This window comes from Flavobacterium sp. P1_E4 (genome assembly GCF_056405915.1).
On record NZ_JBFUBE010000001.1, the window covers coordinates 404,925 to 428,469 of the forward strand.

The 23,545-nt window shown below is 33.4% G+C and carries 21 protein-coding genes; 9 read left to right on the forward strand and 12 right to left on the reverse strand.

The window, feature by feature from the left end; genetic code table 11:
- Positions 1-27: 27 nt before the first annotated feature.
- Positions 28-1,497 (reverse strand): PhoX family protein, encoded by a 1,470-nt coding sequence (locus AC1DY0_RS01680; protein ID WP_477186953.1) that lies wholly within the window; start codon positions 1,495-1,497, stop codon positions 28-30.
- A 407-nt stretch (positions 1,498-1,904) separates the two neighbouring features.
- On the opposite strand from AC1DY0_RS01680, the gene AC1DY0_RS01685 reads away from it, so the two are divergent.
- Together AC1DY0_RS01685 and AC1DY0_RS01690 are read left to right on the forward strand one after the other, a co-directional pair.
- Positions 1,905-2,741 (forward strand): DUF6929 family protein, encoded by an 837-nt coding sequence (locus AC1DY0_RS01685; protein WP_477186954.1) that lies wholly within the window; start codon positions 1,905-1,907, stop codon positions 2,739-2,741.
- Between the two features lie 10 nt (positions 2,742-2,751).
- On the forward strand, positions 2,752-3,468 hold the full coding sequence (locus tag AC1DY0_RS01690) for a 3-ketoacyl-ACP reductase (protein ID WP_477186955.1): 717 nt from the start codon (positions 2,752-2,754) through the stop codon (positions 3,466-3,468).
- Between the two features lie 151 nt (positions 3,469-3,619).
- On the opposite strand, the gene mtaB is transcribed toward AC1DY0_RS01690, so the two are convergent.
- Positions 3,620-4,948, reverse strand: coding sequence for a tRNA (N(6)-L-threonylcarbamoyladenosine(37)-C(2))-methylthiotransferase MtaB (mtaB, locus tag AC1DY0_RS01695; protein ID WP_477186956.1), 1,329 nt, complete (start codon positions 4,946-4,948; stop codon positions 3,620-3,622).
- 160 nt (positions 4,949-5,108) lie between these two features.
- Here mtaB and AC1DY0_RS01700 point away from each other — a divergent pair, with 160 nt between their 5' ends.
- Both AC1DY0_RS01700 and AC1DY0_RS01705 read left to right on the forward strand, forming a co-directional pair.
- Positions 5,109-7,136 carry a S9 family peptidase gene (locus AC1DY0_RS01700; RefSeq protein WP_477186957.1) on the forward strand — a complete coding sequence of 676 codons (2,028 nt, stop codon included), beginning with the start codon at positions 5,109-5,111 and terminating at the stop codon, positions 7,134-7,136.
- A gap of 479 nt (positions 7,137-7,615) precedes the next feature.
- Positions 7,616-8,137 (forward strand): hypothetical protein, encoded by a 522-nt coding sequence (locus AC1DY0_RS01705; protein ID WP_477186958.1) that lies wholly within the window; start codon positions 7,616-7,618, stop codon positions 8,135-8,137.
- Between the two features lie 105 nt (positions 8,138-8,242).
- Here AC1DY0_RS01705 and AC1DY0_RS01710 read toward each other — a convergent pair whose 3' ends face one another.
- The 10 genes from AC1DY0_RS01710 to AC1DY0_RS01755 all read right to left on the reverse strand — a co-directional run bounded on the left by AC1DY0_RS01710 (position 8,243) and on the right by AC1DY0_RS01755 (position 17,054).
- The gene (locus AC1DY0_RS01710) at positions 8,243-8,770 is read right to left on the reverse strand and encodes a GNAT family N-acetyltransferase (protein WP_477186959.1); all 528 of its coding nucleotides are present in this window, start codon (positions 8,768-8,770) and stop codon (positions 8,243-8,245) included.
- Positions 8,770-9,582 (reverse strand): Cof-type HAD-IIB family hydrolase, encoded by an 813-nt coding sequence (locus tag AC1DY0_RS01715; RefSeq protein WP_477186960.1) that lies wholly within the window; start codon positions 9,580-9,582, stop codon positions 8,770-8,772. Before AC1DY0_RS01715 ends, AC1DY0_RS01710 begins: the two co-directional genes overlap by 1 nt.
- A gap of 112 nt (positions 9,583-9,694) precedes the next feature.
- A complete protein-coding gene (locus AC1DY0_RS01720; RefSeq protein WP_477186961.1) occupies positions 9,695-9,913 on the reverse strand; it encodes a putative signal transducing protein in 219 nt (72 codons plus the stop codon).
- 110 nt (positions 9,914-10,023) lie between these two features.
- On the reverse strand, positions 10,024-10,743 hold the full coding sequence (locus AC1DY0_RS01725; protein WP_477186962.1) for a DEAD/DEAH box helicase: 720 nt from the start codon (positions 10,741-10,743) through the stop codon (positions 10,024-10,026).
- Between the two features lie 63 nt (positions 10,744-10,806).
- Positions 10,807-11,970: a sigma-54-dependent transcriptional regulator gene (locus AC1DY0_RS01730; protein WP_477186963.1), complete on the reverse strand. Its 1,164-nt coding sequence runs from the start codon at positions 11,968-11,970 to the stop codon at positions 10,807-10,809.
- A 48-nt stretch (positions 11,971-12,018) separates the two neighbouring features.
- On the reverse strand, positions 12,019-13,335 hold the full coding sequence (locus tag AC1DY0_RS01735; protein ID WP_477186964.1) for an ABC transporter permease: 1,317 nt from the start codon (positions 13,333-13,335) through the stop codon (positions 12,019-12,021).
- Positions 13,336-13,441: 106 nt separating this feature from the next.
- Positions 13,442-14,371 (reverse strand): ABC transporter ATP-binding protein, encoded by a 930-nt coding sequence (locus AC1DY0_RS01740; protein ID WP_477186965.1) that lies wholly within the window; start codon positions 14,369-14,371, stop codon positions 13,442-13,444.
- A 119-nt stretch (positions 14,372-14,490) separates the two neighbouring features.
- Positions 14,491-15,606 carry a molecular chaperone DnaJ gene (gene dnaJ / locus AC1DY0_RS01745; RefSeq protein WP_477186966.1) on the reverse strand — a complete coding sequence of 372 codons (1,116 nt, stop codon included), beginning with the start codon at positions 15,604-15,606 and terminating at the stop codon, positions 14,491-14,493.
- Positions 15,607-15,705: 99 nt separating this feature from the next.
- Positions 15,706-16,281, reverse strand: coding sequence for a nucleotide exchange factor GrpE (locus AC1DY0_RS01750; protein WP_477186967.1), 576 nt, complete (start codon positions 16,279-16,281; stop codon positions 15,706-15,708).
- 320 nt (positions 16,282-16,601) lie between these two features.
- A complete protein-coding gene (locus AC1DY0_RS01755) occupies positions 16,602-17,054 on the reverse strand; it encodes a DUF4442 domain-containing protein (RefSeq protein WP_477186968.1) in 453 nt (150 codons plus the stop codon).
- A gap of 483 nt (positions 17,055-17,537) precedes the next feature.
- On the opposite strand from AC1DY0_RS01755, the gene AC1DY0_RS01760 reads away from it, so the two are divergent.
- From AC1DY0_RS01760 to AC1DY0_RS01780, 5 genes are all read left to right on the forward strand, one after another.
- Positions 17,538-17,993: a DUF4870 domain-containing protein gene (locus AC1DY0_RS01760; RefSeq protein WP_477186969.1), complete on the forward strand. Its 456-nt coding sequence runs from the start codon at positions 17,538-17,540 to the stop codon at positions 17,991-17,993.
- 135 nt (positions 17,994-18,128) lie between these two features.
- Complete coding sequence (locus AC1DY0_RS01765) at positions 18,129-18,458, forward strand: PadR family transcriptional regulator (RefSeq protein ID WP_111409468.1); 330 nt, start codon at positions 18,129-18,131, stop codon at positions 18,456-18,458.
- Positions 18,459-18,463: 5 nt separating this feature from the next.
- Entirely contained in the window at positions 18,464-20,191 is a 1,728-nt protein-coding gene (locus AC1DY0_RS01770; protein WP_477186970.1) for a PspC domain-containing protein, read from the forward strand.
- A 2-nt stretch (positions 20,192-20,193) separates the two neighbouring features.
- Positions 20,194-20,934, forward strand: coding sequence for a head GIN domain-containing protein (locus AC1DY0_RS01775; RefSeq protein ID WP_477186971.1), 741 nt, complete (start codon positions 20,194-20,196; stop codon positions 20,932-20,934).
- A gap of 120 nt (positions 20,935-21,054) precedes the next feature.
- Complete coding sequence (locus AC1DY0_RS01780) at positions 21,055-23,331, forward strand: M1 family metallopeptidase (protein ID WP_477186972.1); 2,277 nt, start codon at positions 21,055-21,057, stop codon at positions 23,329-23,331.
- The last annotated feature ends 214 nt before the right edge of the window (positions 23,332-23,545 follow it).

The window sequence follows — 23,545 nt, forward strand, 5'->3', positions numbered from 1 at the left end:
GAAAAAAAAAAAATAAAAAAAGTACAATTATCTAGCTAATCCTTTGATTAAAACAATTTGGCTCGCTTGATCTTCATTAGGACGACCATTTCCTCCATCTTTGTTTTTATATTTTTCACCTGACCAAGAGTGTGGCTGAACACTCAGTAAGAATGTATCTTCAATACCCAATTGTTCTGAAACATCAATTAAAGCACCATATTCCCAAACTCCTTTTTCCTCTGGATTTGGTACACGAGTAGATACTACATTATACTTTCCAGCATCAGAAGATGTACGACGGTGGTCTAATTCTACTACTACTTTTAGTTGCTTTGTGGCAATATTGTACTGATAAATATAAGCGTCATGTGTTTCATCACCATATCCATTTGCATCTTCTTCTACATAAACATAGTTTTTAGTCACACAAATATTATCTGGATTTTGAAATTTACCAGCGATTCCCGTACGATCATCACCGTCTAGCAAAACTTGTAAAGTCCCTGACAATGGATTTGCGGCATCCAAATTCAATTTATAAACTCTACCGTATTTTGTTCTCGAAGCATCCGCATTTGTTCCAGTAGTATTTTGGCCAGTAACATTAAAATAAATTTCACGATCGGCAGCATCACCACCTTTTCTGTAATCAAGGTCTTCCACTCTACCAAATTTAATAGCAGATAAAGTATTTACCGCAGCATTGATTTGTGCTCCTGTCAAAGTAGTATGATTTTCAATTTTCACAAAAGAAACTTGATAACTCATTCCTGTAACCATGTCTTTTTCTCTTTGGTTACCATCCGTTCTTTTCATCATATACAAAGAACCGTTTGTAAGATCCCCAACCGTATTAGCCACATACATAAATACCTGACCGCCATAAGTTCCAGAATCATCATCACCAATAACCACTACTGTTTTACCAGCAAAAGCTGTTTTTCTCAAAGGCAAAGCATTTTCAGCGCTTAAACGTCCAAAGCTTGACAATTCCTTAGAAACACTTGCCGTACCTACATCTCCATAAGGGTTCAAAGCATGAGTACGAGATTCTTCACCCGATTCACCACAAGTTAGGTAAGTTGGACCAAAACCATGTTCTTCTGGAGTAGCCATTGTTGCACCACATAATCTCCAAGTACCTCCTTTTGAATTCAATAAATACTCCCCTTTTACTGGCTTGAATGTTTTGTCCAATGTTATTCTGGATACCGAAAAGTTGTCTTCCTGATTTACTAAAAATGTAAAAGACCCATCTGCATTTTTTAATAATCCAGAACCATCAGCAGAACCTCCAAAAACATAATCTGGACTTCCAGCCAAAACATCGTCTGAACCAATAAGAGAAAACAATTCCAGTTTTTCAAAACCCGCTTGTTTTTTCAATAAAACTGGGGTTACTGATTGATTGGCTAGCAAAACAGTGCTATTAATTGGATTTTCTTCTGCATTTTTATCATTGTTACATGATACTAATGATGCAACTGCAAGCATCGATAGGATAATTTTTTTCATTTGGTTGTTTGTTTAAATTCAACACAAAGAAACTTCCATATTTTTAACTGAAAATGAACTAAATATTAACAAAACTTCAACAAAAGATAATTAAAACAAATAAAATATCAATTATTTTACACAAAACCGATAAATACATAAGAAAACAAAGCTTAAAAAAGCAATCTATTTTAGCTGTAATCCCTTTCAAAATAAAGGTTCCGTTTTCCTCTCCCAACAAAAAAGACTACTTTTGAGGAGCTAATCCAGCTGTTCGTTGCAATCTTTTTCAAGAACTGCTTTTTTTCAAAGTCCTTGCAAGAGCTTCCTCCGGTCGCTTTGCCAGTACAAGAAAAAAATAGCTGTTCTTTTCAAAAGGATTTCCACTTCCATCTGGGCTAAAGCATTCATTTTCAAAACAACTTTTCATGGAAAAATTCACACTTGAAATCCTTTTTCACATTATCGGAATCGGTTCGGCATCAGGACTCATTTACAAAGACAACAATTTATTTATCATAGGCGACAACAGCGGATTTCTATACGAATACAACGTAGAATCTAAAAACCTGCAGCGCCATGAAATCATAGAAAACGCAACCGAAAATATTGCAAAAAGTGAGAAACCCGATTTTGAGGCCATCACCCATTTTGGTGATAATCTCTATGTTTTTGGTTCTGGTTCAACTACAAAAAGGAATAAAATGATCCAAATCAACACGCTTGAAAAAGAAATAAGCACCAATGACCTGACAGATTTGTATTCAGTAATGCAAAGTTTTGGCGAAATAAAACCCGAAGATTTCAATATAGAAGGTGCTATTTACACTGGTGAAGAATGGTATCTATTCAACCGCGGCAACGGAAAATCAGCCAAAAACATATTATTTACCATCCAAGGAAAAAACTTGATCAACGAATTCAATATCCTTTCCAACAATTATAAATTGCCAAAAATAAAAGGAGTCCGCAGTAGTTTCACTGATGCCGTTACTCTCGATGATAAAATTTACTTTTTATCAACTTCCGAAGACACTGATTCCACGTATAACGATGGTGAAATTCTAGGAAGCTTCATCGGTTGTATCGATACCAAAACCATGAAAATCAATTTCACTAAAAAAATCAGTGACACCCATAAATTTGAAGGACTAACTGTTTATAAAAATTCATTAGACACAATCGAATTTCTCCTTTGTGAGGATAACGATACTGAGGTTTTGGAAACCAATATTTATAAATTGACATTAAACAAAAAACATTAAAAGTAAAATAATGAACGACTTAAAAAATAAAAATGCGCTAATTACGGGTGCTGGAAAAGGAATTGGTAAAACAGTAGCCATTGCTTTGGCAAAAGAAGGCGTAAACGTAATTTTATTGGCTAGAACACAATCAGAAATCGATGAAGTAGCCAAAGAATCAAGTGCATTCGGCGTAAAATCATTAGCTATAACCGCCGATGTTGCCAATATCAACTCTGTAAATTCAGCTGTAGAAAAAGCCTTAGCCGAATTTAAAACCATTGACATTTTAATCAATAACGCCGGAATTGCAGCTTTTGGTAATTTTTTAGAATTAGAGCCAGCAGATTGGGAACGCATCATTCAGGTTAATTTAATGGGAACGTATTATGTAACCCGCGCTGTTTTACCCAACATGATTGAAAGAAAAACAGGAGATATTATCAATATTTCCTCGACAGCAGGATTGAATGGAAATGCATTAACCAGTGCCTATAGTGCTTCTAAGTTTGCCGTTTTGGGATTGACAGACTCTTTGATGCAAGAAGTACGCAAACACAACATTCGTGTTACAGCATTAACCCCAAGTACTGTTGCAACCGACTTGGCAAAAGAATTAAACCTTACCGATGGTAATCCAGAAAAAGTAATGCAAGCTGAAGATATGGCTGAATTAATCATTGCCCAGTTAAAATTAAACCGACGCGTATTTATCAAAAACAGCAGTATTTGGTCAACAAATCCTTAAAAATAAGTTGTCCTGCCACAAATTCTAAAAAAATTTAAACCATTAAGATATTAAGAAAATTAAGAGCAAAATCTTAATGAAACTTAATATCTTAATGGTTCAAAAAAAATATTTTAATTTTTAAAATATTTCTATCTCTAATTATTTGTTTTTAAACTTCTACATTCAAAAACTCCATTCGAACGCTTCCGTCCTCATCAATTTTTGTTAAATTGATTTCGTGCAAAGTATTTACTAATTCAGGATTCCAAGGTGTTTTTACTTTTACGTAATTCTCGGTAAAACCATGAATATAACCTTCTTTATTTTCACTTTCAAAAAGTACAGTTCTATTGGTTCCCAACTGACTTTCATAAAAAGCACGTCGCTTTTTAACCGATAATCCTCTTAGCATTTTACTTCTTTTTGCACGAACATTAGCAGGAACAACACCATCCATTTCTGCGGCTTCTGTATTATCACGCTCTGAATAAGTAAAAACATGTAAATATGAAATATCCATTTCATTCAGGAAATGATAGGTTTCCAAGAAATGTTCATCGGTTTCACCAGGAAAACCAACAATCACATCTACACCAATACAGGCATGTGGCATTACTTCACGAATCTTATTTACTCTTTCTGTATATACTTCACGTAAATAACGGCGCTTCATCAACTTCAATATATCATTGCTTCCCGATTGTAACGGAATATGGAAATGCGGTACAAAAGTTCTGCTTTTGGAAACAAATTCTATCGTTTCATTTTTCAATAGATTAGGTTCAATCGAAGAAATACGTAATCTTTCGATGCCTTCCACTTCGTCTAATGCCTTAACTAATTCCAGAAAAGTATGTTCGTGTTTTTTATTCCCGAATTCTCCTTTTCCATAATCTCCAATATTGACACCGGTCAGTACAATTTCTTTGATATTTTGTTTCGAGATTTCGTAAGCATTTTTTAATACATTTTCCAATTCATCACTTCTAGAAATTCCACGGGCAAGCGGAATTGTGCAATACGTACATTTATAATCACACCCATCTTGCACTTTCAAGAAGGCTCGCGTTCTATCTCCAATCGAATAACTACCAACATAGAAATCGGCTTCGGCTATTTCACACGAATGTACTTCACCAAAATCATTCTTCGATAAATCATTGATATAATCAGCTAATTTAAATTTCTCGGTAGCTCCAAGAACCAAATCCACTCCATCAACATTGGCCAATTCCTCAGGTTTCAACTGTGCATAACAGCCTACTGCAGCAACAAAAGCCTTGTCGTTCAATTTCATCGCCTTACGCACCACTTGTTTGAATTGCTTATCTGCATTCTCTGTAACCGAACAAGTATTAATTACATACATATCAGCCACTTCCTCAAAATCTACACGATCAAAACCTTCATCTTCCAAGTTACGGGCAATGGTCGATGTTTCCGAAAAATTCAGTTTGCAACCAAGCGTGTAAAAAGCAACTTTTTTCCTATTCTCCATAATGATAATCAATCACTTACATGATTTTTTATTATATTTACATTGATGTAAATATTCGGTTGCAAATTTACAAAGAAAACCTAGAAATAAAAAGATTAAATTTTGCAACTTTTATTTTCAAAATTACTACTAACACTGAAACCAATTAAAACCTTATTGTATGAAAAAAAACATTTTATTTCTCTTTGTACTCCTAACATCTTTTGGTAGTATAATCGCTCAGACCAAAACAAATCAAACTGCAACTCCAGTATTAGACAGAGAGTTGTTTTTTGGAAATCCCGAAATATCAGGAGGGCAATTAAGTCCAGATGGCAAATGGATTTCTTTCATGAAAGAATACCAAGGCATCATGAATATCTGGGTTAAAAAATTTGACGAACCTTTTGAAAAAGCTGTTACACTTACGGACAGCAAAAGACCTTTGCAAGGCTATTTTTGGACTGATGATTCCAAATACATCTTATATATAAAGGATAAAGATGGTGATGAGAACATGAACATTTATGCAGTGAATCCAACAGATAAAGGGACAGCTGGAAAAGTTCCTGAATCGAGAAACCTAACTCCTCTAAAAGAAGTTGCAGCTCAAATATTTACTGTAAGTAAAAAAAATCCGGACTTGTTAATGGTTGGGTTAAATGATCGAGACAAAGCTTGGCATGATTTATATCAATTGAAAATTTCAAACGGTCAGCTTACCAAAATTTATGAAAACAAAGATAGAATAACAGGTTATGACTTTGATTGGGATGAAAATCTAAGAGTTTTATCAAAAACCGATGAAAAAGGAAACACCATAATGTATAAAAAAACGGGTGATGCTTTGACGCCAATATATGAAACTTCGGTAACAGAACAAGCCTATATTACTGGTTGGTCACCTGACAATAAACTAGCTTATTTGGTTACAAACAAAGGGGATTTGAATCTTTCATCACTTTTCACTTTAGAGATTGAAAATAATAAATTAACCAAAATTGAGAGTGACCCTAATAACAAAGTAGATTTTGGAGGTTTATCTATGGATGAAAACACAAAAGAAATAATTTATACTTCCTATGTAGATGATAAAACTCAATACTACTGGAAAAATAAAGAATGGGAAGTAAATTATAACTATCTAAAAGGTAAGTTTCCAGGTAGAGAAATAACTTTTCAAAGTGCAACCAAAAACAATAAAAAATTTCTGATTGCAATTACGGGAGATAAATATGCAACTGAGGCCTATTTCTTTAATACTGAAACCAAAGAATTAATATTGCAATATATTCCAAGACCTGAATTAAAAAAAGTAGAGCAATATTTGGCTGCAATGAACTCAGTTCATTATAAAAGTAGTGATGGATTAGAAATAACTGCCTATTTAACATTGCCAGTTGGCGCAAGCAGTAAAAATTTACCAGTTGTTATGCTAATTCACGGTGGTCCAAAAGGCCCGAGAGATCAATGGGGATATAATTCTTATGCACAATTTCTGGCTAATAGAGGCTATGCGGTTTTACAACCCAACTTTAGAGCCAGTGGTGGTTATGGCAAAAGATTCTTAAATGCCGGAGATTTACAATGGGGAAAATTAATGCAAGATGACATCACATACGGTGTGAAATATCTAATTGAGCAAGGTATTGCCAATAAAGATAAGGTAGCCATAATGGGAGGAAGCTACGGTGGTTATGCAACTTTGGCAGGATTGGCTTTTACCCCAGATTTGTATGCCTGTGGTGTTGATATTGTTGGACCAAGTAATATTTTTACTTTATTGGAATCTATTCCTGCCTATTGGGAACCTGCAAGAGCATATTTATATGGAATGGTGGGAGACCCAAATACTGAAGAAGGTAAAAAAAGTATTCGCGAAGCCAGCCCATTATTTAGTGCTGACAAAATTGTAAAACCTTTATTAATTATTCAAGGAGCAAACGATCCAAGAGTCAAAAAAGCAGAAGCTGATCAAATCACAGTTGCCCTTAGAGAAAAAGGAAAAAAAGTAACTTATTTATTGGCAGATGATGAAGGTCATGGTTTTAGAAAACCAGTTAACAATATGGCCATGTTTGCAGAAACAGAAAAATTTTTAGCTTCAATTTTAGGTGGACAATTTCAAAAAGAAGTACCTGCTGATGTTGCAAAAAGACTAAACGAAATCACAGTTGATATTAGCAAAGTTACTTATGAAGCAAAATAGATATTCTAAAAAATAAAAAATCAGAAAACAAAAAGGAGTTACTATTATTAGTGCTCCTTTCTTTTTTGAAAAACAATCAATTAAATTTTGCAATGATATACTCAGCATATTATTACCAAAGATTAAAATAATTTTTCCTATCTCAGGTTTTGTTCTTATTTAATTAAATACTAATTTCACACTTCCAAAAACATTACAACGGCACAAGCTTTATCTCATACCAAATAAAGCTGAAATGTTCCGTTATTCGAAATCTCAAAAAACTAATTATTTCAAAAAAATAATTCAGTTGAAAAGTAATAATGTATAATTTTATCTGTTTAAAAAATGGATTAAAATTAATGTCTTTACATTTCTTGTATATGTTGCCTTAATCTTTCTAAAAATCATATTTTAGAAAAAAATATACTATCAACAACAATAAATGGGATCGCCGAAAACCATAAAGAGTAGGTCAATATTAAATAAACAAAAACAAAATGAAATCATTCTACCTCACAATCTCCCTACTATTTATTACACTTTGCACACAAGCTCAAAACACACCGACAATTGCAACTAAAAATCCTTTCCCAACAATAAGCACTTTAACTACTTGGGCAAGTTACAATTCACAAGAAAAATTCAATCTTGACATTAGAACCCTTGGTTTTAAATTTGAGGAAAAATCAGTTGAAACGGCTTCAACTTCCTATACTTACATCAGAAAAGTTTCAGTAGACAACATCAACTATACCGACAGAATCGTTTACAGAATTGCAAATGATAATTCAGCAAGCATAATTTCATTAGTAACTGCTTCAACCGATTTGGTATCTTTTTACACTCCACAATTGGCGGGTTATAAAACAGGAAAATGTGACAATGAAATGTCAAAAGACAAGAAAACAACCTGTACTTGTTATGACAATGGTAAATTTAACATCGATGTATGTGATGAAAGAGTAAAACTTACAATGGGTGATGGAAATAATTATTTTATTTCGGTTGCTAAAAAATAATGCAATTTCAATAGAGATACCCTACGTACACTCAAAAAAAAACCACAAAAAAATCCGTCTCATTTCAACAATGAGACGGATTTTTTATTTTGTAAAAAAGAGAAATTATAAATTTGGATTTTTCATTTCATACCAAACTTCTTCTTCTCCATCATATTCAAAGGAATTGACATAATGCATTCCAAGTTTTTCCAGTATATTTCTTGAATCTTTATTTCCAGCATCTGCGTAAGCATAAAGACTCTCTACTTTCATTTCATTAAAGGCAAAATCTACAAAAGCCAATCCAGCTTCGGTAGCATATCCTTTTCCCCAATACTTTTGGATAAAACGATAACCTATCTCATAAAAATTTTGATGATTATTGATAGGCTCCTTAATTAACTTTATCCCCGACCAGCCAATAAATTCATTAGTTTCTTTAAGAATTACAGCCCAACGTCCAATTCCATTATCTATATATTGCCTTATTATATTTTCGATCATTAGCCTACTTTCATCAATATGCTTTACAGGCTTGTTTCCTAAAAAACGATGCACCTCGGGATTAGAATCTAATTCAAACATTCCTTCATCATCTGAAGGAATCATTTCCCTTAAAATCAATCTTTCGGTTTCTATATAGGATTTCACTAATTCAAAATATAACGTCTGATTACTTCTGCAACACCATGATCATTATTAGAAGCTACAATCAAATCAGCTTTGTCTCTTAATTCAGGGGTCACATTGTCAACCCAAACACCTAAACCAGCGTATTCTACCATTGTTAAATCGTTTCCTGCATTTCCTACAGCTATAATTTCACTTTGATGAATATCTAATTTTTTTGCCAATTTTTTCAAACTGTAAGCTTTATCGATTCCCTGTTGGGCTACTTCAAGAAAAAAGGGCTTTGACATCGATACACTCAAATGTGGCATAGCCAGTTTCAAATCGTCCTCAACAGTTTTGAGATACGATGGTTCTTCTAGTAAAATACATTTCACAGCATTCGATTGAACGGCATCTTTAAAACTTGTTACCTTATTGTGTGCCATACCTGTAATATGCTTTTCAATTTCAATGAATTCCGAATCTGTTTCACTAACAATCTCTTCATTTACATAAGTAATGATATGCGTATTGCTTTTCAAACTGTAGTCATATAATTCATGGATTTGTTCCTTAGTTAAAGTTTGTTCAAAAAGAACTTTATCTTCTTTCAAATCAGTAATTACTGCTCCATTATAGGAAAGCATAAATGAATTATAATAATCCATTTTCAGTTCTTTAGCATAAGCTGTCATAGCAGAAGTAGGTCTTCCTGATGCTAAAACCACGTAAACTCCCATTTCCTGAGCTTTAAAAATCATTTCTTTATTCTCGTCAGATATGATATGGTCGTCAGTCAACAACGTGTCATCCATATCCAAAACAAGCATTTTGTATTTTACTTCTTTCATTATATAAATTTTCGGCTAATAAATTATAAATTAATAAATTACAATTATTATGCCATTAAAAAAACCTTGACACAAATAAGTCTCAAGGCTTTGAAAAAATCATTTAATTCAACTAGATATTCAACCTAAATTCTTCGATAACAGGATTTGCTTTTGCAAAATCTGTCTCTTGAATAAAAACCTCAACAGCAGCGTCCGAATTTGGAAAACCTGACATTCTAGCCGATTGGATATTATTTTTAACTGTAGTTTCCACTCCAGCAGCTTCTATTTTTTCTTGCAGAGCTAAAGCTAAAATTTCACTTCCCGAAAATACTTTCATTAATCCCATGATGCTTTTATTTTTTAAATTATTATTATTTCAAATCATTAAACTAAAAAGCATCTTAAAACTTGTTCGTTCGTAGTCTTGCTTCCTGCCTACTGATTTCTTCCTAAATTCTATTCTTCTTCGTCGTCATCAATTTCTTCATCTTCTTCTTCAAAATCATCAACATCTGGGTTAACTGATTCTTCTTCTTCCAAATCCTCCTCGTCTTCATCATACTCTTCCTCAAAATCAAAAACATAAGGCTCCAATAACATTTTATCAGCCAATATTTCAATTCGTTCGGTCAATTGGTCGGTAAAAATGATACGTTGCGTTTTGGCAATACTATTTGAGATTCGCATGATTTTTGTTTCATGACGCAATTTCAAAATCGGATCTGCATCGTCCAAAATAAACATTTTCAAACGGTTTACATTATATCCTGCCGTACTAAACATATCACTTAGTTTATTTGGAGTTCCAATAAGGACATCGATGCCTGTCGAAATATAGTTTTTATCATAATCCATATCTCCTTTATCATGAACACCATACACTCTTAAGTTAGTGAATTTTCCAAACTTCTCGAAAAGATCTTCCATTTCAAGAACTTTGATTTTGTCTTCAACAATGATTAAGGCACGAGGTGACTCTTCACCTTCACAAATCAATTGCTGAATGACATTAATCACAATAGTAGTTGATTTTCCTGAACCTTTTGGGGAAACAATAATTGCATCCGATCCACTTTTTATAGTCGAAAAAGTTTCTTTTTGCATCTCATTAGCTTCCGTCAACCCGTTATCAATTAAGGCTTCTTGCAATACTTGATTTATTTTTTTTAGTTTCATTATTAAGTTTAGATTTCTGACTACAGTTTTACTGCAAATCAATTCCTAATTTGTTTTTAATTTTTATTTGCTTGCAAAAGCGGTAACATCACTTTCGGAAATCTCGTTCCCTCCAAGTATTATCAAGCGTTCTACCACATTACGCAATTCTCTAATATTTCCTGTCCAGTCATATTCTTGCAATAAACGAATGGCCTCTACTGAAAAATGCTTAACTGCATTACCTTGCTCAACCGCAATTTTATTTGTAAAATGCTCAATCAAAGAAGGGATATCTTCCCTCCTATTATTCAATGAAGGTACATTTATTAGAATAACTGCCAAACGATGATACAAATCTTCTCTAAAACGGCCTTCTGCAATTTCCTTTTTTAAATCTTTATTAGTAGCGGCAATCACACGTACATCGATTTTAATATCATTATCTGCCCCCACTCGTGTTATGATTCCTTCTTGTAAAGCTCTCAAAACTTTGGCTTGGGCCGATAAACTCATATCTCCTATTTCATCCAAGAAAATAGTTCCTTTATTGGCTACTTCAAATTTTCCTGCACGATCTTTTACCGCCGATGTAAAGGCTCCTTTTGTGTGACCAAACAATTCACTTTCTATCAATTCACTTGGTATGGCAGCACAATTCACTTCAACCATTGGAGCACTAGAACGATCACTTTTGTCATGTAATTGGTGAGCGACCAATTCTTTTCCTGTTCCATTTGGTCCGGTTATCAAAACCCTCGCATCGGTTTTAGCTACTTTATCAATCATTATTTTCACAAGATTGATTGGTTCACTATCCCCAATTATATCGTATTTCTTACTGACTTTCTTCTTCAGAATTTTATTCTCAACAACCAATTTTTTCTTGTCCAATGCATTTCGAACCGTATTTAGCAAACGGTTTAAATCTGGTGGCTTTGAAATATAATCAAAAGCCCCAAGACGCATTGTATTGATAGCTGTTTCCATATCCCCATGTCCTGATATCATTACAATGGGAATTTCGGTATCAATTTTTTTTACGGCTTCGAGCAATTCAACACCATCCATTTTTGGCATTTTTATGTCACATAAAACCAAATCATAGTCGTTTTCTTTTATTTTTCCCAGTCCTATGACACCATCTTCGGCTACATCAACTTCATAAGACTCATTTTCTTCGCAAAGTATTTTGGCTAATACTCTTCTAATAGCTTCTTCGTCTTCGATAATCAGAATTTTCGACATAAATAACTTTTTTATTTTGGCTTTATACCTTAACTATTGAGATAACCATTAATATTTCAACCATTTATATAACTCTTTCCAACTCGGCTTTTTTCCATACATCAAAATTCCAACACGGTAAATTTTGGCAGCAAACCAAACTACACCAAAAAACGTAGCAAACAACAAAGATACGGAAATTGCAATTTGCCACCACGGTACTCCAAAAGGAATACGCATTAACATTACAATTGGTGATGTCAAGGGAATCATTGAAAAAACTACGGCAATAGTTCCATGCGGATCATTAATAACCGTAAAAAAACCAATATAAACACTAAGCATCAAAGGCATTATGATTGGCAAAAGAAATTGTTGCGAATCAGTTTGATTGTCTACAGCTGCTCCAATTGCGGCATAAAAAGAACTATAAAGAAAATATCCTCCAATAAAATAAACCACAAAACTGATCAAGATACTTGCTATAGGCAAATTCCATAATTCTTTGATATACATTTGGGCAGTCCCTGAAAATTCTTGTTGAGCAACATGCATCATTTCTGGAGAGACTCTGGATGTTGGTCCAATATTGACACCGAAAAATGCAGAAGCAGCAAACATCAATGACAAACCGATAATGGTCCAAATTAAAAACTGCAGTAAACCCGCCAATGAAGTTCCGATAATTTTCCCCATCATAAGTTGGAATGGTTTTACAGAGGAAATGATAATCTCCACAATACGGTTGGTTTTTTCTTCAATTACACTACGCATCACCATATTCCCATAAATGATTATGAACATCATAATAAGGTAACCAAAAGCACCACCTATAGCAATTTTTATCTCGTTAAGCCCTCTGATACTTTCTTCACCAGATGCTTTGGACAAATTCAAAACCACTTCAGCCTTTGCCTCTTTTATTGCCAAAGTGTCCAAATGTGCCATTTCCAAATTATCTTTAGTCAATTTATCGGCAATAATTCCTTGGGCTTTTTCAATAAAAATAATGCTCGGACTATTATTGGAAATCAATTGGATTTTATTCTCCAAATCTTTGTTAGTAGCCGTTTTGGGAACATAAAGTAAGGCTTCAAAATCTTCTTTAGCAATACTGTCTTTAAGAGCCTGGACATTAATTGAAGACAAATCCAAATACCTGTATTCACTGTCTTTATTATTTTGAGCTACAAATTCGTTAACAAACAAACCTGATTCATCATGAATTGCAATGCGTTTTGTTTCGGCTTTCATAGAGCTTAAATACGCAACAAATCCAGCAATTCCTACGAACAGCAATGGACTTAAAAAAGTCATGACAACAAATGACTTATTGCGAACTTTGGCAATAAACTCTCTTTTTATGATTAATGAAATAATGCTCATTTATATAGATTACTAGATTTTTAGACTTCTTATATTTTGGGATTATTAGACTTTTAGATTTCTGGACTTTTAATCGAATAATCCAACAATCTAAAAATCGGATAATCTAATTAACCGATCCTGTTACTGTTTGAATAAAAATATCATTCACACTTGGAATTTTTTCGACAAAATGCATTACCTGACCTCGTTGAGACAAGACATTCAGTAATTCGTTTGGTGTGGCATTCCCTAGTTGGATTTCCAATTTTATTTCATCATTCAAGGATTTAAAATTGGCTTGGCCTACCTTAAATTTTTGGGTAATATCAAACATCAAACCTTCCACATTGTCCGATAGGATACCTACCTCAAAACTATTGGTCTTAAATTTTCTTTTTACATCAATCAGTCTACCTTCAATCAGCTTATTCGATTTGTGGATGAGTGCAATATGATCACACAATTCTTCCACACTTTCCATTCTGTGGGTAGAAAAAATAATCGTGGCACCATCGTCTTTCAATGCCAAAATTTCATCTTTAATCACATTGGCATTTACAGGGTCGAATCCAGAAAAAGGCTCATCAAAAATCAATAGTTTTGGTTTATGCAAAACACAAACCACAAACTGGATTTTCTGCGCCATTCCTTTCGACAATTCTTGGATTTTTTTATTCCACCAACCTTGAATCCCTAAGCGATCAAACCAATATTCTAATTGTTTTTTAGCTTCGGCTTTGGACAATCCTTTCATTTGTGCCAAATACAAACACTGCTCACCTACTTTCATAGTACTGTACAAACCTCTTTCTTCGGGAAGGTATCCTATGTATTGTATGTGTTTGGGCTGAAGCTTTTCACCATCAAGGATGATTTCGCCACTATCTGGCATCGTAATTTGGTTGATAATTCGAATTAGTGAAGTTTTCCCTGCACCATTTGGACCTAAAAGCCCGTATATGCTTCCTTTGGGAACGGTCAATGACACTTCGTTAAGCGCTACATAATCACCATATTGCTTAACTACTTTACTTACTTCAAGTATATTACTCATGCTACTTTTTTAATTGGCGTAAAAGTAAATAATTTCGAGCCTAAATTCTCTTAATTATCCATTAAAAAACCCATCCTTAACGAATAAAGGATGGGTTTGTATTTTATTGTTTAAAAAAGTTAAGAAAACATATCTTTTACTTTTTCGAAAAATGATTTTTCTGATTTCTCCGGGTTTGGAGTAAAGTTATCATCCGTTAACGCTTTTTCAAAAAACTGTTTTTGCTCTTTGTTTAAGGTTTTTGGAGTCCAAACATTTACATGTACAAGTAAATCTCCACTTCCGTAACCATTGATACTTGGAATACCTTTCCCTTTTAATCGCAGGATTTTACCTGATTGAATACCCTCTTCCAGTTTGATTCTCACTTTTCCGTTTACGGCATCAATATCTTTTGAAATTCCAAGAACCGCTTCTGCAAAACTAATATATAAATCGTAGTGCAGGTTTTCACCTTCACGTTTTAAGAATTCATGTTCGATTTCTTCAATAACTACAATCAAATCTCCTGGAACACTATTTCCTGGAGCATCATTTCCTTTACTGGAAACTTTCAACTGCATTCCGTCCACAACTCCTGCTGGAATTTTTATAGAAACTGTTTCGTCTTCTACAACCATTCCTTGAGAATCTGCATTGCTTGGTTTTTTGTCCAAAATCTGACCTGAACCTCCACAAGTAGGACAAGTTGAAGCCGATTGCATTCTACCCAAAATCGTGTTGGTAACTCTCATTACCTGACCTTGACCATTACACGTTGAACACGTTTTATAGCTTACGCCCTGAGCTTGAACTTTACGTTTAACTTTTACTTTTTTCTCAACACCATTGGCGATTTCTTCAAGAGTTAATTTTACTTTAATACGCAAATTACTTCCTTTTACGCGACGAGGACCTCCGCCTCCGCCTCCGCCAAATCCTCCAAAACCACCACCGAAAATATCTCCAAATTGACTAAAGATATCATCCATATTCATTCCGCCGTGACCACCACCGCCAAAACCTCCAGAACCGTCAAATGCTTGATGTCCGTATTGGTCATATTTTGCTTTTTTGGCAGGATCACTCAATACTTCGTATGCTTCGGCAGCTAGCTTGAACTTTTCTTCTGCCTCTTTGTCGCCAGGATTCTTGTCAGGATGGTATTTCAATGCACTTTTTCTGTATGCCTTTTTAATTTCAGCAGCATCTGCACCTTTTGAAATGCCTAATATTTCGTAAAAATCTTTTTTCATAATAATTTAAAGTAAATTCCAAATTCTAATCCCGAAAATCTTCGGAACTAAATTCCAACTGTTCAACATATTAGAATTTATGATTTGCAATTTGATTTTTTAGTTACCAATTACCACTTTTGGGAAACGAATAATTTTATCGCCTAGTTTGTATCCTTTTTCAAGAACATCAACAATTTTCCCTTTCATCTTATCTGATGCTGCTGGAATTTGAGTAATTGCTTCAGCAAAATCAGCATTAAATGCATCACCCGCCTTAACATCAACTTGCTCTAATCCTTTGGCAACCAATGTTCCTTTCAATTTTTCATGAATCAATTCTACACCTTTGGCTAACAATTCATCTTCCGATTTGTTAATTTCAACCATTGCTCTGTCAAAATCATCTAGTACAGGTAACATCGCAAGCAATACTTCTTGATTGGCTGTTTTAAACAATTCGATTCTTTCCTTTGTAGTACGTCTTTTGTAATTTTCAAATTCAGCAAATAATCTCAAAAACTTATCTTTTTCTTTAGCTAAGTCTTGTGCCAATTGCTCTTCAACACTTAATTCTTCAATAATAAGTTGCTCACCATTTGCATTATTCTCTAATGTCACATCATCTATTTCTTGATCGAATTCTGTATTTTCTGTAGTCATATTACTTTTATTTTTAAAAAAATTCTTAAACATAGTTTTATTCATTAGATTCGATTGCAAAAGTACTGCCAAAACTTATAAAATGTCAAATTGTCATCTTTTTTTAAGAATAAAAATTTCCCAAAGAAAATATCATCTAATCTTAGACAAAACTTTAATATAATTTTAAGACTATTACGTTATAGTTTTACTTAATTTTGGGAACAGATTTTTATTCACTCCCCCAAGAATACAACTCTCAAGTATTGAAAGTAAGGTTGTTTTCTATATAATTATTAATTCACTATTGCCTTATATTAAAAAAAGCTTCGTTTCTAGTTAACGAAGCTTTTTTTTATTTTTTAAAAACAGCCTTATTTTAATCGAATACTCCATTCAAAATCCATTTCGGAAACCTGAACACCTTCTTCATTGGTTCCAATAGATTTCATCCAAAATGTTTGACCTTCTCCAGTAGCAATTGTCTTTTCAATTGCTTCTTCTATTAAATGACCATCTTGGCACTCAAAGGTGATTCGGCCTGTAGCTTTTTTGGAGAAATTAGATTTATTATTAGCAACAAGCATCGATATTTTCTTTCCGCTTTGTTGGATTTTATCAATTACCATCGCTCCTGTCGTCAACTCTGCAGCCATCGCTTGTACAGCAAAATACATAGAATTAAAAGGATTTTGGTTAATCCATCGGTGCTTTACCGTTACCACACATTTATCTTTATCAATAGATTTTAATCTTACCCCACATATAAATGCAGAAGGTAATTTAAAAAATACGAATCGATTTAATTTAGATACTGTTAATTCCATTGAATACATTTTTTTGCTAAAATACAAAAAATACTATGCATACATATAAAAAAATATAATTACTTTATTCTACACCTCTTCAACTTTTACAAAAATAATTCTACTACTATATTAAACTCCAACTTTTTCCAAATCTTTGGGCGTGCCACCACTAGAAAAAGGAGCTAAACAATAGGAACGCATATACAGCCCCTTTCCCTAATGCTGTCAGGCTATCCGCCTACTTTGGTAGCTAGCTCCTATCCTTCACCCTTACTACTTATCAACGTCATAGAATAAACCAAAGCTACAATTCATCATTAATTTATATAATTTTCTTTCAAAATAATCGTTTTTTGTTAATATTATGTTAATATACACTACTATGCGATACAAGATACTCTCTTTTGAACATATATTTGTATAAGAAATTACTAGGTAAGTCATTTTATCAATTTCTATCATCAATCATCAATCAAAAAACGTAATCAAAAAATCAAAAAAATGGAAACTTCAACCGAAAGAAACATTGCAGCATTTACACACTTGAGTACTTTTAGTCAGTATATTATTCCGTTTGGGAATTATATATTTCCGATTATCCTTTGGACATCCAAAAAAGAGCAATCGGAATTTGTAGACCACAATGGTAAACAAGCTTTGAACTTTCAATTGAGTATTTTAATTTACTCATTGATATTGGCCATGATTGCCATTCCAATATTTTTATATACCGTTTTGAAAAACATCTCATTCAATGAATTGATAAACAACGACGATATTATTTTAAAAAATTTTGATTACGGTAACAGCATAGGCATTTTGACAGTGGGTGTTATGGCACTTTTTATATTCGCTTGTATAAAAATAGCCGAATTCTTTTTGGTCATTTATGCTTCAATCAAAGCATCTAATGGTGAAGAATACAGTTACCCTTTCACAATACCATTCCTTAAATAAGGAAAACAATGCGTTCTAATCAGCATTAAAATAAATATAGAAAAACATAATATCACAAAATAAATTAATTATTCAATCATCAATCAAAAATGAACAGTTTCATCAACAAATCTAATCAACTCAAATTAAAAAATTATGAACATTGAAAACACAAAAGCCCAGATGCGTAAAGGTGTTCTTGAGTTTTGTATCTTATCAGTATTAAAAGAGAAAGACGCTTATACCTCAGAAATATTGGACACTTTGAAAAACGCTAAATTGTTGGTCGTGGAGGGAACCATTTATCCGCTCTTAACTCGATTAAAAAATGACGGATTGCTCAACTACCGTTGGGAAGAATCCACATCGGGACCACCTAGAAAATATTATGGTTTGACCGAGATAGGACAAACCTTTTTAAGAGAACTAGATGGCACATGGACGGAATTGTCTGATGCCGTAAACCTAATAACCAACCAAAAATAATAGTCATGAACAAAACTGTAAATATAAATCTAGGCGGAATGTTCTTCCATATTGATGAAGATGCATACCAAAAATTAACCCGTTATTTTGACGCTATAAAACGATCGTTGTCAAAATCATCTGGACAAGAAGAAATCATCAAGGACATCGAAATGAGAGTTTCGGAATTATTGACAGAGAAACAAAAAACAGAGAAACACGTAGTTACCATTAGAGAAGTTGACGAAGTTATTACTGTTATGGGACAACCTGAAGATTACATCATTGAAGAAGATGGTCCAAGCGCCTCAACAGCAAATGATTTTTCAGCTCCTAGACATACTAAAAAACTATACCGTGACAAAGAAAACGGAATGATTGGTGGTGTTGCAACAGGTTTAGGACATTATTTTGGAATTGATGCCGTTTGGTTAAAAATCATGTTCTTGATATTTGTTTTTGCTGGATTTGGATCTGGAATCTTGGCTTACGTTATCCTTTGGATTGTAACTCCCGAAGCGATCACAACATCTGAAAAACTAGAAATGACAGGAGAACCTGTTACAATTTCTAACATTGAAAAAAAGGTCCGTGAAGAATTTGACAGTGTTTCCGGAAAATTAAAAAATGCTGATTACGATAAATTTGGAAATCAAGTAAAAACGGGAGCTGAAAAATTAGGAAATAGCTTTAGTGATTTTATCATGACCGTTTTCAAAATTTTTGCTAAATTCTTAGGAGTAATTCTAATAATGGGAGGTTTAGCCGTATTGGTTTTACTATTCATTGGAGTATTCACATTGGGAACTAGCGTGTCTATGGATTTTCCTTGGCAAAGTTTTGTAGAAGCAGGTAATTTCACCGATTATCCAATCTGGTCTTTTGGTCTATTAATGTTCCTTGCTGTTGGTATTCCTTTCTTTTTCATGACCTTATTAGGCTTTAAATTATTGGCTCCTAATATGAACTCTATAGGAAATATTGCAAAATACACACTATTGGCCCTTTGGTTAATCGCTGTTTCGATTGCAATTTCAATAGGGATAAAACAAGCAACAGCATTTGCAGTAAACGGTAGAGCGGTTCAAAAAGAAACCATCAATCTAAAGCCTACAGATACGCTTTTAATTAAATTCAAACACAATGATTATTTTGCAAAAGATGTAAATGATCGAAATGATTTTATGATCACAAAAGATTCATTGAATAATGATATCATTTACTCTAATCAAGTACATATCAAAATCGAAAAATCAGACGAAAAATATGCGTACCTTCAAATCGAAAAAGAAGCCAAAGGAAAGTCATTGACCGAAGCTAAAAAAAGATCTGAAGCAATTCGATACGGTTATAAAATTATCGAAAACCAATTGATTTTAGATAATTATTTAATTACCGATTCAAAAAATAAATTCCGTGATCAAGAAATCGAAATCACCTTGTACTTGCCAGAAGGGACTTTGTTTAAAGCAGACTCTAGTGTCCAAAACTATGATTGGTCTAATGATGATTTTTTTAACTTGCACTATAGCTCTGACAAATACACTTACAAAGTAGAGGAGTCTAAAGTAAAATGTTTGGATTGTCCAGCCGATGAAAATGATCACGATGATGTAGATGAGGATGACAATCAAACGAATGTAACAATTACTAAAAATGGTGTTACTATTGAAAGTGATTCGGTTGTTAAAACAAAAAAGGAATTTAAGGAATTGAAAATCAACAAAAACGGTATAATCATTAAAACTGAATAGCCATGATAAAAATCATCACATTAATCACGAAATTCATTGTTATAACTTTAATCGCGTTATTTTTTGGATCCTGCAATCAGCTGGGAAACATTAATGCAATAACTGGAAGTGGTCATGTAACTATCGAAAAAAGAAACGTTACAGGTGATTTCAAAAATGTGGAAATAAGCAATGCTTTAGACCTTGTTATTGAACAATCAGACAAAACAGAAATCATTGTGGAAGCCGATGATAATTTACAAAAAGAAATTACCACAAAAGTAGAAAATGGAGTGCTGGTTATTTCTTGTAAATTTGGCAACTTCATCAATGTTTCCTCCAAAAAAATTACGGTAAAAATGCCTGTTATTGAAGGAATTGAAGCTTCATCAGCATCAACTGTTAATGCAAACACAACATTAAAAGGGAGTAACCTTACTCTGGCTTCATCAAGTGCTGCCACTGTTAATCTGACAACCGAATATGAAACTATTCAATTAACAACTAGTAGTGCAAGTAATCAAACCATCAAAGGTAAAGCGTTGCGTGTAGAAACCGAGGCTTCCAGTGGAAGTGTAATCAACACTACTGAATTATTGGCAAATGAAGTAGTAGCTAATTCTTCTAGCGGCTCATCAATAACAGTTCATCCTATTGTGAATCTAAAAGCGGAAGCTTCCAGTGGTGGAAATATTACCTATAATGGAACACCAAAATCGATTCAAAAAGAAGAGAATTCTGGAGGAAATATCCATCAAGAATAAACCAATATAATTAAAAAACATTCATTAATCACGAATGTTTTTTTTTATTAAAATTTAAAATAATTAACCATCAATATACTATTAATCACGTATAAAATCATCAATCTAACCAATTACATTATGAAAAACAATCAATTTAAAGTCAGCATTTTAGCTTTATTTTTAGGTGGTATGTGTCTTCAGGCACAAGAACAATCAACTACAAAAGAAGAGAATGCCAAAACAATCTCCAAATATGCCTATCATGAGGCTTTTGCCCCCAACTTTTACACTAAAAATGGTACTGATACACATTCAGCCAGTGGACAGCCAGGAGTAAAATATTGGCAAAATAAAGCTGATTATAAATTGTCGGCTACGCTGAATGACAAAAAAAATGAAATTATTGGTACGGAAATTTTAACATACACGAATAATAGTTCTGATGAAATTTCTTTTTTATGGATGAACGTTGATCAAAACTTGTTTAAAAACAGCTCAATTGGAAAAGCAGTGATTCCAGTAACTGGGAGTCGTAATGGAGACAAGGGTCAAATTTTTGACGGGGGACATAAAATAAAATCTGTTAAAGTAGTTGCAATTCAAAATGGAAAAACCATAGAAAAAGAAACAAAATTTGAAATAAACGACACCAGAATGCAGATATTTCTTCCACAGAATTTAAATGCTAATGGAGGAATCGTAAAACTTAAAATTGAATTTTCTTTTATTTCACCTGACTTTGGTTCCGACAGAATGGGAGTTTTGGAAACAAAAAATGGGAAAATATTTACTGTGGCGCAATGGTATCCGAGAATGTGCGTTTATGATGACATCAAAGGTTGGAACTCTTTACCATATTTGGGTGCCGGCGAATTTTATTTGGAATATGGTGACTTTGATGTAACAATTACTGCACCGTCAAATCATATTGTTGTTTGTTCAGGTGAATTACTAAACCCGTCCGAAGTATACACCACCGAACAACAAAAACGTTGGACAACTGCGTCTCAAAGTGATAAAACTGTAATCATCCGCTCAGCAGAAGAGGTAACTAATCCAACTTCAAGACCTAGTGATAAAGCTACTTTGAACTGGCATTTTAAAATCAAAAACGCTCGTGATGTCTCATGGGCCTCTTCATCAGCATTTATTATTGATGCAGCAAAAATAAACTTACCAAGCGGTAAAAAATCATTAGCTATTTCTGCCTATCCCATCGAAAGTTCAGGACAGGATGCATGGGGTCGTTCTACTGAATATACTAAATCATCTATTGAAAACTACTCTAAACGTTGGTTTGAACACCCCTATCCTACAGCCGTTAATGTAGCTGGCAATGAAGGTGGGATGGAATATCCCGGAATTGTTTTTTGCAATTGGAAATCAAAAGGGGAAGATTTATGGAGTGTAACCGATCATGAATTTGGCCATAGCTGGTATCCCATGATTGTTGGTTCTAACGAACGTTTATTTGCTTGGATGGATGAAGGATTCAATACCTTTATCAACTCGTTGAGTTCAGTCGATTTTAATAATGGAGAATACAAATCCCGTCCAAAAAATATGCAAAAAATGGCTAAAACTTTATTCAAACCCGATATGGAGCCTATTATGACAGCCCCAGACGGAATGAAAGAAAGGCATTTAGGGATATTAGCCTACGACAAACCTGCTACAGGATTAATTGTGTTACGCGAACAAGTATTAGGGAAAGACCGTTTTGACAAAGCTTTTAGAACATACACAGAACGTTGGGCTTTTAAACATCCAACACCAGATGATTTTTTTCGTACAATGGAGAACGTTTCTGGAGAGGATTTGAATTGGTTTTGGAGATCTTGGTTTGTAAACAATTGGCAATTGGATCAAGGAATTTCAAAAATTAAATATTTAAAAAACGATCCAAAATTGGGTGCTATCATCTCAATCGAAAACTTAGAAAAAATGGCTATGCCAGTTGTTCTGGAAATCAAAACAAAAAGCGGTACAATTAGTCGTGTACAACTTCCTGTAGAAATTTGGCAACGCAATACATCATGGGCATTTAAAACTACCACAACTGAAGAAATTGATACTATTACTTTAGATCCAGATCATGTTTTTCCTGACATAAACACAACTAATAATGTTTGGAGCGTGGACAAAAGTGAGTTAGAGAAAGCGTTAATTTTAGATGGTTATTTAGGCAATTATTCAAGTAAACAACTCCCAGTAAAGCTTAGTTTCACTGAAGAGAACGGAGCTCTTACAGGAACACCTGAAGAAGGTCAGGGTTCAGCCATTTCTTTTGAAAATATTGGTAAAAATAAATTTGGTTCTGAAAGAGAAGGTGGTATTGAAATTCAATTTAATGAATCTAAAAATGAATTTACATTAAAAATAGAAAATCAAAATTTTTTATTTACAAAAGCATAATACAAAATAATACCGCAAAGATAATTATTCTATTTGTAAACTACAATCCCAATGACTATAACAATTGTCTTAAAAAACAATTATATAAAGAACAAAAGCTTTAGTTACAATATTTCACATTATACTTCAAAACATCCGCATTGTCGGATGTTTTTTTTATAGTATTTATTTCCCAATCGCCTTTGTTCTTGTTATGTATCAACACAAAACCAGA